The sequence below is a fragment of the Stieleria sedimenti genome (assembly GCF_025060895.1).
GTDB classification, from domain to species: domain Bacteria; phylum Planctomycetota; class Planctomycetia; order Pirellulales; family Pirellulaceae; genus Stieleria; species Stieleria sedimenti.
The window spans coordinates 1-14,798 of the sequence record NZ_JANZKV010000085.1 but is presented as its reverse complement, the minus strand read 5'-3'; the positions used below and the strand labels follow the sequence as shown (position 1 = coordinate 14,798).

Genomic DNA, 14,798 nt, shown 5'->3' with positions numbered 1-14,798 from the left:
AGATGAGGGCCCGTAGGCTCGCGCCAAACGGCTGATATTCGTTTGACATCAGCCGGTTCGCGCCAGCGTCCGGGCCCCCTCATTCATGTTAACTTAGCGGTATTGGGTCAAAGCCAGTAGCCGGAGGTGAGCGTAGCGACACCTCCGGATATCCGAGCACCAGCGCGTTGCGACCCCGAAGGGTGTCGAAGCTGCCCGGAGGTGGCGCTGCGCTGACCTCCGGCCACTCGCTGATATCCCTCCGGGATAATCGGCTCGCGGCATGACCCCGAACGGGGGTCAAAGCCAGTAGCCGGAGGTGAGCGAAGCGACACCTCCGGATATCCGGGCACCAGCGTGACGCGACCCCGAAGGGTGTCGAAGCTGCCCGGAGGTGGCGCTGCGCTGACCTCCGGCCACTCGCTGAAATCCCTCCGGGATAATCGGCTCGCGGCATGACCCCGAACGGGGGTCAAAGCCAGTAGCCGGAGGTGAGCGAAGCGACACCTCCGGATATCCGAGCACCCGCCTGACGCGACAATCAGAGGGAGACGGATTGAACGCGAAAGGGGACGCAACATCGAAATGCTGCGTCCCCTTTTTCCGTTAGCTATCCGAGCAGGACGAGATGTCCTACGCCAACTCGCTTTGGTCATCGGCCAGCAGAGCGAGCAGGTCGTCATCTTCGTCGTCGGCGTCCGCGAAGGTCAACGCGACCGTTTGGCTCGCCGCTCGGGGCTCGCCTGAATCATCGAAGCTCACCAATTTGGCTTGCAGACTGAGATCGGCGAAGGCTTCGTCACGCGACGCCGGGTCGGTGGCGGGTGCATTCGAAGCGAGTTGGTCGCTGACCACTGCTTCGCCTTCAGCCGTTTGGGCGGCCATCAATGCCAGATGGTTGATCACCCTCAAGGCATCCAGGGCGGTGGTCTTCATGTCACCATTGACGTCGGTGTACATCCCGAATCGTTGGGCTTCGCCTTCGCCTTCGCGGGCCAGGGCGTTGATGACCGTCAGGGCGTCCGAGGGTGTCACAAAGCCGTCGTTATTGACGTCTTCGGGCATCGCTTGGTTCTGCAACGCACTGGCGGCTCGAACGGTCACATTCAACGCGTGGTAGCGGATTTGCGAGACGTCGACCGGATCATCGCGGTCTCGCAGCAAGGTGTCTTGGAACGGCGACGAATCGGCCGGGCTGCCGATCACTTGCGTAACGGTGTCTTGAAACACGGTTCCGGCGGTGAAGAAGACCGTTGCCATTAAATTCGGCTCGGCCACTGATCCGCTCTCAGCGACCGACTGCAGCAGCAAGGAGCCGAATTCATCGATGATTCCGCGACGAGCCGCGGTGCCGACACCGGTGCTGGTGTTGAAATCACCGTCAAACGCGACTCGGAAATCGTAACGGCCGCCGCCCGCAGCCGGTGCCGGATTGATGACTCCGGTGTCGTACAGCATGTCCAGGTAGGCTGCAAAGACAAACGTGTTGCCCTGGAATTCGGTTCTCAGGTCCTCCACGAAGACTTGCACGCCGAAGGTCTGTCCCGACGCGACCGAGGTGATCGAGTTTCCGAATTCATCGACCAGACCGAAGGAGATGTCGACGATGTCGTCATTGGCCGCATCGCCGATCGCCATCGTGACTTCGGCGACGCTTCGCACGCCATCGCTGGAGACAATCACGTAGGTGAAGCTGTCAAACCCGTTGGCGTTGACATCGGCGAAGTAGTCGATCGTATCATCGCTGAAATCGGTCGGCGTGCCGTTTCGGTTGACGACCGCGGTTCCCAGCGACGGGGCGGTCACAATCCCGAATTCCTGAATCGTGCCCGTGGGACCGAACAGGTCGTTGTCGAGAACATCGAGTGTATTGGGCAGCACGCTCTGCTCGATGCGGTTGCCGACCGAGTCAAAACCATCGACGAAGGCATCGTCGATCGCGCTGGCGAAGTTGTCGCTGGCCGGGAAGATCGTCAGTTCGGTGCGTCCGAGACGTTGCTGAGCCGGCGTCAACGCCACGTCTTCGCCGACCAGGATCGTTTCGGCCACGGGGCTGTCAGCGGGGTCGGCGGCGAACAGCGCGACACCCGGTGAAATCCCGGTCATGGTCAGTGTGAACAATTCGGCCGGATCGGTGTGCTGAATCAGATTGCCGTCGCCCGGAATCGGCTGGACGGCACCGACATCGTTGATCAAGCCGGGCACGATGGCGTCACCCAGTTTGAAACCACCACCTTGGAAGTTTTCACCGAAGGTGATGTCAAACCCGAAGGAATCGGTGCTGATCGTGTCGTTGGTCGAAACCAATTCGTCGGTGTAGAGCAGATCCAAGAACGCCGACGCGACGCCTTCGGGGCTGAAGTTCGGGTTATTCAGCTCTTCGACGAACACGCGAACGTAGAACGGTTGTCCGACTTGGACGCTAGAGATCGGTTTGTTATTGACGACATCGAAGATTCCGATCGTGAAATCGACCAAGTCGTCGTTGAGCGCGCCCGGTTGCGAATTGACGGTGACCTGAGCCGTACTGATCGATCCGTTGGCGTCCTCAATGCTATAAGTGAACTGTTCGGTTCCGGCGAATCCGGGTTGCGGCGTGTACCGAATCGTTTGGCCGCCGCCTTCCAACGTGACTTGGCCACCCTGGTCACCCGCCGTCACGCTGGTGATCGAGATGCCGCCGAAGATACTCGGCACGTCGTTGTCCAAGACGTTCAAGGCCCGGTTGGCCGAACCCTGGGGGATGTCGAAGGTATCATCCACCGCGATCGGCACGTTGGATCGGAAATTGACATTGACGACCACGGTGGCGGTGTACTGCGTTCCGGTCTGGTCGACCACCACGTATTGGAACACGTCACGTCCGGTGAAACCGTTGGGCGGCGTGTAAGAGATCGCACGACCGTTTTCGATGATCGAAACGACTCCGCGTGTGCCAACCGTCCCGGTGGTGTTGGTCGAGATGATTCTCAGTTGGGTGACGCTGGTTTCGAAATCGTTGGCCAGCACATCCAGTCGGTTCGAAAGCGAGTTTCGCGAGACGGTGAAGTTGTCGTCGTTGGCGACAGCCGCCTGCTGCAGGATGTCAAACTGGTAATCCTCCACTTCACCCGAATCGGCTTCCCCACCGACACCCAGACCGGTGGTCGGGCTGTAGCGGAACCGAGCAAACGTCGATCCGACGACCGCGTCGCTGGGCACGTTCACGGTCAGCGTCGAAGTACCGTCACCGAGTTGAAGGTCCTTGAACACTTGCTCCGATGCGTCGAAGACACCGTTGGCGTTGAAGTCGATCCAGCCCTGCAGGTAGGCCGCGTTGCCGGTGGTGTTGCGCGTCGTGACGGACAGGCTCGCCGCGCCACCCGGTCCCAGCGGCGACAGCAGTAGCACACCGTCTTCATCGTCGATGTTGTTCAGATCATCGCCGAGTGCGGTCGCGCTCGGGATCCCATCGGTCTCGCGATCGACCAATGCACCGAGCCCCAAGGCGTTGCTGATGCCGTGGCTGGGGCCATTGGCAGCGACGGTCGTTTGATACGTATCCGGGGCATCACCGTAATCGCGTGAGGGCAGGTTCCCGAAGTTGTAATTGTCCGCCAAACCGATCCCGTTGAAATTGACGACGTGCTCGCCGCTGGTCGGGAACGTTTGCACAAAACCTGGTCCAACAACTTCCCGAATCGTATAGGTGCCTGGGCCGGGGAAATTGATGCTGTAGCGACCATCGACATCCGTGATGGCGGACGGTTCTCCGATGTCCGGACTGTCGTCACCGTCCAAGTCCAGGTAGATGTAAACCCCTTCGATCCCAGACTCGGTGGAGTCAAAGACTCCGTTGCCGTTGGTGTCGGCGAACTTGGTCCCGGTGATATCGGAAATCACCTTGGTAAATCCGAAATCAATGCCGCTGTCACCGCCGGCAGCAAACCGGTGGGTCGGCAGGCTGGGGGCAAATTGTGTCGGTGTCACCGCCAACACGTTGTAGGTCGTCCCCGATGCAACATTCAACGAATACAAGCCGTTGGCATCGGACACGGCCACGGGCTCGGTCGGATCGATCACGCCGTTCTGAATGATATCGGCAAAGACCGTCACACCGGGCAGCCCCGGGTCGCCGGTCCCGCGTCCGTCGCGATTGAGGTCGTTGAAGACGCGTCCGGTGATGCCGGTCCCCACGGTGCCGGTCGAGAGGCTGTAGGCCAACGCGTTAGCCGTGTCCTGGAACCCGAACAAGCCTTCGTTGAGATCAAAACGATCGATCGAGAAATATGGGATGGTGTCGTCATTTGTTCCAAAAATTCCGTCAAAGCCGACGCCCATTCCGAACTCATCGCGGCGGGGCCCGACCCCGTCGATGATCGAGCCGACCGCGTTGGTTCCATCGGTGTGACGCAGACCAAAGGTGTGTCCGGCCTCGTGAGATACCGTCCACGCCATCGAGCGGGCGATGGCGTCCAACACGCTCTTGTTGTTGTTGATCGGGAACTGGGTCGCCGACGCAAGGAAGAAGTCGATCGGTAGGATCGAGTTCTCGGCCATGTCAAAGTTGCCGATGTCCAGCGACTGGGCGATGCCCAAAATGCCGTCAATCCCCGCATCCGCGATCGTGCCGCCGATGAACAGACGCGTCACCAACGGGTCGTCCAGCGACGGCTCCGGGTACAGCCCCAACGCGGCGTCGCGGCTGTTGAGGATTCGGATCCCGAAATCACCCGGGTTGCCGGTGCTGTTGTAGTCGCCGTTTTGTCCGTCGGTGATGACGGAGAAGAAGTCGCTGTGAACCAGATCGACCGTCTTGTCGATCAACTCGTTGTATGCCGCTTCAGAGGTGTCTTGCAGCCCCAACGCGGCCAGGTTCTCGCGAAGTGAAGAGAATCGAATGATCCCGAACGGATTCGTGCTGCCCGGGAACAGCGTGCTCGGATAGAACCCGCCTTCGAAATCCAAGTAGATGGTCTGCTGGGCACCGATCGGCAGGCTCTCCGCGATCGGTCGATAAACGCGAAGCCCGGCGGTGTAGTTCACCGAGGTCGTCGATGGAGCAACGATCAGATAATAGGTCCCATCGTGCGGCACGACCTGAGCCGCAACCGCGTTGCCGGCCGTCATCAGCGGAGACGGATCGGGGTGGATCAACCCTTGATTGGAATCGGTCCCGAACCAAAACGCACCATTGGTCGCCCGCGGGTTGTATGTCGTGCCAAACTCCGACGGGCCGTACAGGACCGTCAAGTTCGCCCCCGCACCGATCACCGCGATGTCCAGAATGTCACCGGCTCGCAGGTTGAACGCGTAGGTGTCGACGTCCGCGTTGACGTTGCCCTGACCGCTGATCGTCACCGGTAGGCTGCCGTTGAGATCGATCGTGTCCTCCTCACCGGGCCCCGTCCCCAGAGGAAGGAACTGGGCGTTGAAACGCGAATCATTCACGCCCGTTTGGTTGGCTGTTTCCGCCTCGTTGACCACGAACGCCGGCACGGTTCCGATGTTCCGCGGATTCGACGGCGCAAACAAATCCGTGTCGACAGGAGCGTTGCTGCTGCCCGCACTGCTGACGGCGGCGAGCAGTTTCCGGCTCTCTAACCCCTCCATCAATAATCGCCGACGCTGTCGGCGTTGGCCCCCACGGCTTCGTCGCGTCTTTCTTTGTTTCCGCGAAGAATCGACTTTCATGTCGCTCATCTCGTTGTTAGAAGCGTTGGGACTAAGGAATTCCGATTCAGTTCGTTGGATCATCGAGGGTCTCTACCAAACGTGCCGGCCTCTAGGGCCTTGACGAAAAGCGGCGGTGTCGCGGGTCGGTCGTACAAGTTGCGGGTTCTGCAGAGTGTAATTCTGAGACGCCCGCCTATCCATTTAATTCCATTTTCTCATCGATCGCGACCGTAAATTTCGCATGGATTGCCGCAGCGCGGGGAATACGCTCGTTCGTATGAATCGGACGAACTCAGCCCCAAGCGTTGCTAAATACGTAAGGCTCGCCCAACCAGGAAGATGGGAAAAATGCGAAGTATGAGGCGATTGGATAAGGAATGGCTGCGATTCTAGTTGGGCCGATAACCGTGTCAACGAATCGTGGCTCTCTGACGCCGCATGTTTGGGAAGAGTTCCGGCCAAAACCGGTATTATCGGTCAAAATCGGTCCCAAAATCGACCTTCGGCGGATTCCGAGCCCGCCCATATCGAGCGTTTCCGCACAGAAACCAAAACATCATGCCGACGTTTTTGGGGCAATCGCAGGTGGCCTGGCGAGAAAAAACGCGTGTGGCAGCTCGAACGCGCTGTTGATTGAATCCGATCACACGCGGGATCAGCCGTTCGCGTCCCGCTGGGGCGCCGGGTGCAAGCTGAAGCTTGCAGGGGACGCAAGCTGGAAGCTTACGCCACTTGTCGCCGGTCGCTGACCGGACTGTCGATTGAACCCGATCACACGCGGGATCAGCCGTCTCGCGTGAGCGTACGGCCTGTCGCACCAAAAATACGCACCTGGGCCCGTCAGGCTCGCGTCAAACGGCTGATTCAATCAATGGTTCTAAGCCGCTTGGGCGACCGCAGGAGCGGGGACCGCCCGCTTCACACCGGACAGTTCATAAGCACCGAACATCACACCGGCAAACAGCAGGTCGCCGGCAGCGGTGTAACCATAAAATGGAATCGCGTTGGTGAAGCACGCCACCAACCCTTCCGCGCTGGCGGGATACCAAGGACCGAGCCAGACCCCTAAGTTGCTGACGACGAAGAACACCGTAGAGGCGGCGAATGCTCCCATCGGAAGTCTCCGCCAGTTCACACGGTTGGCATCCGCATGAGCACGGACTAGTCGCCCCAGTGGGACCGACAACGTGACCCCGACGTAGGTCGCTGCCATCACCATCGGGTTGTAAAATCCCATGCCGGGAATCCCCATCAAATGGGAAACCGCATCACTGATCAACAGGGCTGCGGCCGGGACCAAGTAGGCCTTGCGTCCGGCGAAATAACAACCCGCGAACAACCCGAGTGCCCCCAGACAGGCGAAGTTGGGCGGGTGCGGCAGAAAACGAGTCGCGGCGATGGCGAGGGTCAGCAAGTAGATCATTTTTTACCGATCGGTAGGAGAGACTTGACTCCCACCGTTTTAGCGACTTGCCAACCATTTCGGAAGTCCCAACCGCGGTGAACGCGGCGAACGAATTTTTAGCCGCTACGGCAAGATGGCGGCCGCCACGCCGACCGCAGTTGCCTGCGAAACGACGGCCTTGCGTTGGTACGGCGGCCGCTGCTTGAGCGCGGGAGCGCAGGCCCCGGCGCGGTAGTACCCCAGGCTGTACTGGCACTCCGAAGGCGGAGTGATCGCGGTCAGGTAGGGCAGCGAGACGGCCTGTGCTAAGAACCGTCCACCGCTCACGAATGGCTGGAGGCGCGGGTATCGCTGGTGGCCGTGGCGTTCCAGCATCCGGTCCTCAAAATAGAGGGGATGGGAAAACGTATTGGGGGCGGCCCAGTGGCGAGCGGTCCATTGCCATGGCAAGCCGCGATCGATGCCAGATTCCGGCAATGGGATCAATGGAATGGTCGCTCCTTGGCGGAATCCCAGCGGAACTTCGCCGTTGCCAATTTCCGCCGTGTCGGTCGTCAGGGCCGCAATCGGCGGCAGCACCAGCTTGCCGTCGGACAGCTGCGTTTGGCGATCCGAGAATAGCGAGCGATTGGCTTCCTCGGCGACCGGCACCGTGGTGTCTTTGGTCCCCGGCACGTCGTCGTTTTGCACCAGCGTGACCGCCGTATCCGTCGCGGCGTCAACGGCTGCGCCGGCCTGCCCATCGCCCTGGACCAATGCCGCAAAGGTCAGCGGTGTCTCAGCCAGGTACGAAGGCAAGTCGCTCTGAACCGGGTCCGCTGCGAACACCGCCGAAGCCGGGGCGACAAGCGCAAAACACGCCGTGATCTTCGCCATTTGCACTAACTTGCTCGTTTGATTCCAAAACATCGTTTTTCTCGCATGCTCCGTTTGGACGGACAATCAGATTCATTCCCATTATCTGGTTCGACCGATCGGATTCGAAACGAGAACAAACACGCCAGAATGCGGATGACAAGCACAACACGCAGCATGCGTTTGATCGCGACATTGGGTGCGATGGGTCGAGCCCCTGCAATCGTCAAGGTTTCCCAGACGAAGCGCGGCAGCGAAGCGAGTCTCCCGAAGGGATCACAGTGAATAGCCGGAGGTCAGCGCAGCGACGCCTCCGGGAAGCAGATCCCAAAATCCCTCGACCCCGGACGGGGTCGCAGCGAATTTTGCTTCGACACCCTTCGGGGGCGCGACGTGCCGGTGACCGGATATCCGGAGGTGTCGCTCCGCTCACCTCCGGCTACGTGCTCTGACCCCGTTCGGGGTCATGCCACGTCCTTCGGCGGTGGAAGCGGACAAAGCGCTAGCGACTCTTATCCTTGGCAGACTTCGACTTCTCCGCGGCCTCTTCGAACCGCAACGCCGCACTGTTCAGGCAATAACGCTTGCCCGTTTTGTCTTTGGGGCCGTCGTTGAACACATGCCCCAGGTGGGCTTCGCATCGACTGCAATGCACCTCCTGGCGAGGATAGATGAGCCGAAAATCGACCTTCATCCCGATGCGGTCCTTGCTGATCGGATCGTAAAAACTCGGCCAACCGGTGCCGGACTTGTACTTGGTCTCACTGGTGAAAAGCGCCTGTCCGCACACGATACAGCGATAGAGACCTTCTTTCTTGTTGTCCCAATACTTGTTTCGGAACGCCGTTTCAGTCTCTTCGTTCTGGGTGACTTTGAATTGAATCGGGGTGAGGGATTTTTGTAGTTCCGCCACGGTTTTAGGCGTGTACGGCGGGTCCTCGATTTCGTCCGCCTCGTTCTCGGACTCGATCGTCGCCGACACGTCCGCTCTCACCTCTACCGCGTCGGCCACGGGTTCTCCGCTGACGGCGTCCTGACTATCGGCCTGCCGCAGCCCGATCGAGACCAGAACCGCGACGAAAATGAAGGCGAACACCCGCTTGGCATCGACGTGATGAAAGGAATGATTCATGGTGGCTCCAACTATTCAGTCAATTCGTTCGCTATCATCAATCGAGCATCCGCGTCCTGGCCGGATCGGACGTGGCGTGTTCGATGGCGGTTGAACAGGTCCATCGCAATGGATCCAACGGCGCGGGGCCGCTCGGCCTTCGCGGACCCCACTATGGTTGATTGTATGCAGGTCGTCCAGCTAAACAACGTTTCTCTCCGTTATGACAGCAACAAGGTCCTGGATGAAATCAGCGTTTCGGTCCAGGAAGGCGAATATGTCGTGATTTTGGGGGCCAGTGGATGTGGAAAGACGTCCTTGTTGAGAATGATCGCCGGGCTGATTGCCCCGACGTCGGGAACCATTTTTTTGACGGGCCGCGATATGACCCGTGTGGCGCCCCGACATCGCGACGTCGCGCTCGTGCCCCAGCAAGCCGGCGTGTACCCCCATTGGCCAATCGGACGCTCCATCGGAATGGGGGTCCGCGGCCGCCTTTCCCGTCCCGAACGCGAACAACGGATTCGGGAAGCGGCAAAGATGGTGGAATTGGAATCGCTGCTGGATCGGCTGCCGGAACAACTCAGCGGTGGGCAATTGCGACGCGCGGCAGTCGCCAAGGCGATTGCCAGCCAGGCATCAGTAAGATTGCTGGACGAACCGCTGTCCGCGATCGATGCCAATTTGCGGTTCCAGATCGAAAAAGATCTTTCGCGGCTGCACCACCAATCGCCGGGCGTCACGATTCACGTGACCCATGACGGCGGCGAGGCGATGCGTCTTGCCAGCCGTGTAGCGGTGATCGAAAACGGCAAGATTGCGCAGTTCGATACGCCCGAACAGTTGCGAACTCGACCTGCCACCCCCGGTGTCGCATCGGCGCTCGGTCGATCGGCCTTGATCACCGTGCAAGTCACCCGAATCGACGGAGCCTGGGTGTCCGAGGACGGCCGGCGTGTCAGTGGCCCCGACGCACCGACCGGTTTATCGGCGGTGCTGGGCTACTACGAAGAGCACCTCGAGCCGTTTGAGGCGGCTGGATCGGGCGAGTCCCCGGGGCCTTCCGACCGCTGGATCGACCACCAACGAAACGCGACCGTGGATCACGATCGCATCCTGTGGTTTGTCGCATGATTTGCATCCCAACAAGTGGCCACCCCAGCACGTGGCGTCAGCCAGTGGCACGTGATGACAACGTTTCTTCAACACGCGCCGCTCGCTCACCGGTCTGTTGATTTAGTGAGCCGTGACGCGTAAGCGGCCGGGCATTCTGGCGTCGCCCGAGGCCTCACGGCCAGCGGCTCACCATTGACTCAGCAGATCACGATTAAATCAACAGCCCATCACGCGCGCTCGCTGGAATCGATACTACGCCGTCGCGGCGACGGGCAGATCGGCGACTTGGTAGGCTCGCGAACGGAACAGAAAATCGATGATGTTTCCTTCGTGCGGTTGCAGCCAGTTGAGCCGATTGGTCGGGATCGGCCCGAAGTTCACGCGATCGATCTCGACGCAAGCTCCGGCCGCGGCGACCAGCTCGGGATCTCTGGTCAGCACCGTTCCGACAAGCGTCGGACCGATGCGACGAAGCATTTCCGCTTGCGGGCACTCCACGACGCTGACGAAGGGGAACATGTATTCCTTCATCGCGACGCCGCGGTCCGGTGAATCGGCATGAACGACCATCGGCCGCAGGTAGGCACAGTGCTCGCGCTCGATCAACTTGTCGCCGTAGTCAGCCGTCATGTCGGTGACACCGCTTTCGGCCAAGTCCTGCTGCACCATCGCGTACGTTCCGGTCGCCATGGCGGGGACCGTGAATGCGGCCAGTTGAGCGTTGTCATCGGTCGGCGGCAACACATCGACCGGTCCGATCCGCTCGGCGATCGCTTGGGCGATTTCGCGGGTGTGTCGACTGGCCCAGATGCCGCTGCAGTTGATGCAAGAGCGTCCCGAGTTGCTGAGCACACTTTCGACCATCACGTCCAAATACAGTTCCCAATCATCGACCACGTCATCGCCGATCAAGATCTTCGACCACCCCGGACCGTGGGCTTGGACGCGGGGATTGCCCGCGTGCTGTGCGACGGTTTCGGCGCTCCCGAAAATCATGCTGCGAGGCGTTTTGGTCATGATCGCACCGCCGGCGTCGTGCCCGCCGGGATACAAACCGAATGCCTCAGCGGGGACGCCGGCTGCGATAAACGCCGACACCATCCGGTACGGTGTCCACGGTTCTTGCGAGCCGGGTTTCAGGGCCAGCCCGATTTGCAACGGGATCGCCGGCAGCCAGAGGGTGTGAACGCCCGGTGAATTGTTCGGCAAGATGGCGCCCAAGACCGGCGTTTGAGCCTGATAGCTGACGATCACACCGCGGCCTTCTTCACCGTAGCCCCGGCTCAGAATATCGAGATCCAGTCCACGGGTCAGACAATCCAAGATCTCGTCGATGTGGCTCAGAACGAAGCTGTTCTTTTTCAGATTCGAACGACACATGTGCTCCGGCAATCCCGTACTGGCCGATTGCTGGTGCACAAACTGGTCGACCGATTGCATCGAATCCCCGACGGGCAGTTCCGCGTTCTCAAACAGGTCGGCCGCCTTTTTCGACATCGCGATCAGATCGGCCGTCGAATGTTTCAGCAGTGCGGCGCGGGCCTTGTGAGCCTGCTTCATGTCACGGGCGACGATGCCGCCTCCGACACTGCCGAACTTTGCAATCGGTTCCCCGGTGTCAAAGTGAACGACGTCCTTGATTTCCATCGATTCGTAGGGCTTGCCCCAGCGAAGCGGTTGCAATGTGATCATGTCTATCCGTTGATGTTGCGAGTGGGAGATTGGTAGGTTCGGGCAGGCTCTAAGATTCAGCAGGCTTTAATAAACGCCGACGGTCGTCGCGCTTGCCAACTCGTGGAACGGTCGCACGCCGCTGACACCGTCCCAAGGGTACATGTCGAACGGTGCTTCTCGCTCGCCTTCGTCGCGTTCCATAAACCCGGGCACAAAGAATTCGTCGGTCAACGTGTACAGCTTCACACGTCCGGTTTCGCCAAACCCGACGACTTGGTTGTAGTCGTCGAAACTGACGACCTCGGTCACCGCGCGTGGCTGGGGGGCGTAGTAACTGATCTTGTAGCCGTCCGCGGCCGAGATCGGTTTGCTGCAGGCCAGTCCCATCAGGGTATTGCCGTAGGTCGGTGTCATGTAGACGCCGCCTTCTTCGACCGGCCCACCGAGCAGTTCTTCGACGCAGAAACGCGTCCACTGCGGTGTGAACTCGGTGCCGCCGGAAAAGATCCCCTTGATGCCCACTTCTTGCAGGCTGGTGCCGCGGTCTTCGAGCGCTTCGCCGAGCGATTCGAGCAACTTCGGCGTCGCAAACATGCACTTGACGTCGTGCCCCGCAGTCAGCACCGTGACGGCTTGGTCGATGCAGTGCTTCTTGTACTCTTCCAAATGCTCCATCCAGCCTTTCTTGATCAGCTTGACGACCCAGCGGGGGTCCAAGTCGATGCAGAAGCAGATGCCGCCGCGATGTTGAGCCAAGTGTTCGACGGCCAACCGCAGGCGCCGCGGACCGCTGGGTCCAAGCATCAGCCAATTCGAACCCTGCGGGAAATGCTCATCCGGCAGCGTCTCACTGAACAATTCGTAGTCTTTCCAGTGATCTTCGATCACCATCCGGCTTTTCGGAACCCCCGTCGTGCCGCCCGTTTCGAACACGTAGACCGGCTTTCCGGCATGCCCCTTGGGGATCCAGCGTTGAATCGGACCACCGCGGAGCCATTCGTCTTCGAAGTGCGGGAACTTCTTCAGATCGTCGAAGGACTTGATGTCGGTGAGGGGATCGAACCCCAGCTCCGCCTTCTTTTCCAACCAAAACGGGCTTCCTGTCTCCTCACTAAAGTGCCAATGCACAATCTTGAGAGTGTGTTCATTCAATCGATCTTTGGCTTCCGAAGCACTCTTTGCAACGTCTTCGGGAATCGAAGTCTGGGCGGCACTCATTCGTTTAGTCGTCTCGCGGGCGGTGATGGGACAGGCGGGGGAGTCTACATCTGGGGGCAACGTGATCGGCTCCAGACAACTCTGCTGCGTGAATCTTGAAGGACCCTATTGTTGCCTTCAGGAAAGTGCGACGAAAGATCCCAGGGCAGTCTGAATCGGTATTTATCGAGAACGAAAAAAGCCGCACGTGATTCACGCGCGGCTTTTTGATCATTCGGTAAACTTTCCTGGCAGCTGGCTGCTGAATCAGGCGAGTTCGTGATGCGTCAATCCTACGGATTGACAACCGGTTGTTGAACTTGATTCGGCAACGCGGGGCTGCTGACCGGCGGGGTATCGATCGCGTCGTCATCGCTGGCGCCGATCGCAATCGCAGCTCCGATCCCGCCCAGCACGGCGATGCCTCGCAGGCTGCCGCCGCCACCGATGCCGCCTCCTCCGCCGCCGCCGCCTCCGCCTCCGCCGAAGGAACCACTCATCGCAGTCGGATCGTATCCGCCATCGGGCAGCAGCAGACCACCCTCATCGACTTCTTCCTCAGAAATCAATCGATCTTCGATGACCGTGATCGGCCCCGGAGCGACTTGCATGATGAAGGTGTCCGAACCGGATTCAGTTTGAGCGACCAACGTGGTGCCGCCGTCAGTCGCCGCTTGCGCGGCCTGGACCGTCAACGGATTGACAAGCTCGATGCCCATCAACCCAAAACCGTCTTTTCCAGAACCCAAGACCGAGTAACTTCCCGGAGCCAGGTCGTCGACTTGAAAGTGCCCGGTGGCATCGGTCAATGTTCGGGCGACTTCAACGCCATCGCGGTAGATCACCACGTTCGCCCCTTGGGCACCGGGGTTGTCGGTGAATCCGGCGCGAGTCAAACGCCCTCGCAGTCCGCCTTCGTATTGGCTCAGGCGGACGGATTCTCCGGTAAAGGCACGGTCGGTGGCCATTGGGTTGTTGCTCGGATCGAACTCGACCTTGCTCGCTTGGCCGGTCGGCATGTAACGCAGGATTGCGTCTCGCACGACACTGAACTCCACCGCACCGGCGGCAATTTCAAATTGCTCACTGATCGGGACTTCCTTGCTGACGATGTGCATCGCACAGCAAGCGAAGGTGCCGTCACCGCGAATCATCAGCGTGTAAACGCCGGGCTTCACGTCGGTCAACGTGAACCGACCCGTCTTGTCCGATTCGGTTGCAGCAGCGGCCGGCTTGCCCAATTGGTCGATCAACACGACCTTCGCACCCCGTGCCGCCGCAATCCCTTCGCTGCGCGGGACGATGACGCGCCCCTGGACCGATCCGCTCTCCGAAACGCGGACCCATTGCTGTTGGGCGACATCCGCCGCGGAGACAAAGCCAGAAGCACAAACCAGCGCTAACGTGGCGATGGAACAGATCAAACGTTGCATTTCCAGATTCCAATCAAGATTGAGCGATGTTGCAGAGGGAAAACATACCTCTTCAACAGACTATAAGAGCAGCAATTGAGGAATTCAACGCTCTTGACGGCGATTTGGCAATTTAGGAGAGCTGGGACACGCGGGCCAACCACCTGAAAGGCCGTACCCAACCCCCCTCCAGAAAAGAGTCCGGACGAAGGACCGACGCCAATGCTTCGGTAAACGAAAGCGAAGATCGTCTCGACGCTCAATTGACCTGGCCGCTCGTGGCAACGTTTGGCCAGCATCTCTACGCCAAAACTTCATCTGAATCAGCAGGCCATTGCTCGCCCTCTTGCGGGCACACGTGTTGGTGTGCAGGCTTGAGCCCAATACCGCTAAG

General features: G+C 59.8%; 8 protein-coding genes. 1 reads left to right on the top strand and 7 read right to left on the bottom strand.

The genetic code is table 11. The features are described 5' to 3' along the window. Positions 1-612: 612 nt before the first annotated feature. From NZK35_RS12515 to msrB, 4 genes are all read right to left on the bottom strand, one after another. Positions 613-5,715, bottom strand: coding sequence for an Ig-like domain-containing protein (locus NZK35_RS12515; RefSeq protein ID WP_259632876.1), 5,103 nt, complete (start codon positions 5,713-5,715; stop codon positions 613-615). A 796-nt stretch (positions 5,716-6,511) separates the two neighbouring features. Continuing rightward, positions 6,512-7,057: a DUF6580 family putative transport protein gene (locus NZK35_RS12510; RefSeq protein WP_259632875.1), complete on the bottom strand. Its 546-nt coding sequence runs from the start codon at positions 7,055-7,057 to the stop codon at positions 6,512-6,514. A 105-nt stretch (positions 7,058-7,162) separates the two neighbouring features. Beyond that, on the bottom strand, positions 7,163-7,915 hold the full coding sequence (locus NZK35_RS12505) for a hypothetical protein (RefSeq protein ID WP_259632874.1): 753 nt from the start codon (positions 7,913-7,915) through the stop codon (positions 7,163-7,165). A 481-nt stretch (positions 7,916-8,396) separates the two neighbouring features. Beyond that, on the bottom strand, positions 8,397-9,026 hold the full coding sequence (gene msrB, locus NZK35_RS12500) for a peptide-methionine (R)-S-oxide reductase MsrB (RefSeq protein WP_259632873.1): 630 nt from the start codon (positions 9,024-9,026) through the stop codon (positions 8,397-8,399). Positions 9,027-9,191: 165 nt separating this feature from the next. On the opposite strand from msrB, the gene NZK35_RS12495 reads away from it, so the two are divergent. After that, on the top strand, positions 9,192-10,139 hold the full coding sequence (locus NZK35_RS12495; RefSeq protein ID WP_259632872.1) for an ABC transporter ATP-binding protein: 948 nt from the start codon (positions 9,192-9,194) through the stop codon (positions 10,137-10,139). Between the two features lie 234 nt (positions 10,140-10,373). Here the strand turns inward: NZK35_RS12495 and NZK35_RS12490 are convergent, their stop codons facing one another. The 3 genes from NZK35_RS12490 to NZK35_RS12480 all read right to left on the bottom strand — a co-directional run bounded on the left by NZK35_RS12490 (position 10,374) and on the right by NZK35_RS12480 (position 14,425). After that, positions 10,374-11,813, bottom strand: coding sequence for an aldehyde dehydrogenase family protein (locus NZK35_RS12490; protein WP_259632871.1), 1,440 nt, complete (start codon positions 11,811-11,813; stop codon positions 10,374-10,376). A gap of 66 nt (positions 11,814-11,879) precedes the next feature. Further along, entirely contained in the window at positions 11,880-13,013 is a 1,134-nt protein-coding gene (locus NZK35_RS12485; RefSeq protein WP_259632870.1) for an acyl-CoA synthetase family protein, read from the bottom strand. Positions 13,014-13,285: 272 nt separating this feature from the next. Beyond that, positions 13,286-14,425, bottom strand: a complete 1,140-nt coding sequence (locus NZK35_RS12480; protein WP_259632869.1) for an MSCRAMM family protein — start codon at positions 14,423-14,425, stop codon at positions 13,286-13,288. Positions 14,426-14,798: the final 373 nt, after the last annotated feature.

What these genes read in the sequence shown, in the direction of transcription:
- NZK35_RS12515 (WP_259632876.1), bottom strand. Translation starts at nt 5,715, where the DNA reads ATGATCCAACGAACTGAATCGGAATTCCTTAGTCCCAACGCTTCTAAC.
- NZK35_RS12510 (WP_259632875.1), bottom strand. Translation starts at nt 7,057, where the DNA reads ATGATCTACTTGCTGACCCTCGCCATCGCCGCGACTCGTTTTCTGCCG.
- NZK35_RS12505 (WP_259632874.1), bottom strand. Translation starts at nt 7,915, where the DNA reads ATGGCGAAGATCACGGCGTGTTTTGCGCTTGTCGCCCCGGCTTCGGCG.
- msrB (WP_259632873.1), bottom strand. Translation starts at nt 9,026, where the DNA reads ATGAATCATTCCTTTCATCACGTCGATGCCAAGCGGGTGTTCGCCTTC.
- NZK35_RS12495 (WP_259632872.1), top strand. Translation starts at nt 9,192, where the DNA reads ATGCAGGTCGTCCAGCTAAACAACGTTTCTCTCCGTTATGACAGCAAC.
- NZK35_RS12490 (WP_259632871.1), bottom strand. Translation starts at nt 11,813, where the DNA reads ATGATCACATTGCAACCGCTTCGCTGGGGCAAGCCCTACGAATCGATG.
- NZK35_RS12485 (WP_259632870.1), bottom strand. Translation starts at nt 13,013, where the DNA reads ATGAGTGCCGCCCAGACTTCGATTCCCGAAGACGTTGCAAAGAGTGCT.
- NZK35_RS12480 (WP_259632869.1), bottom strand. Translation starts at nt 14,425, where the DNA reads ATGCAACGTTTGATCTGTTCCATCGCCACGTTAGCGCTGGTTTGTGCT.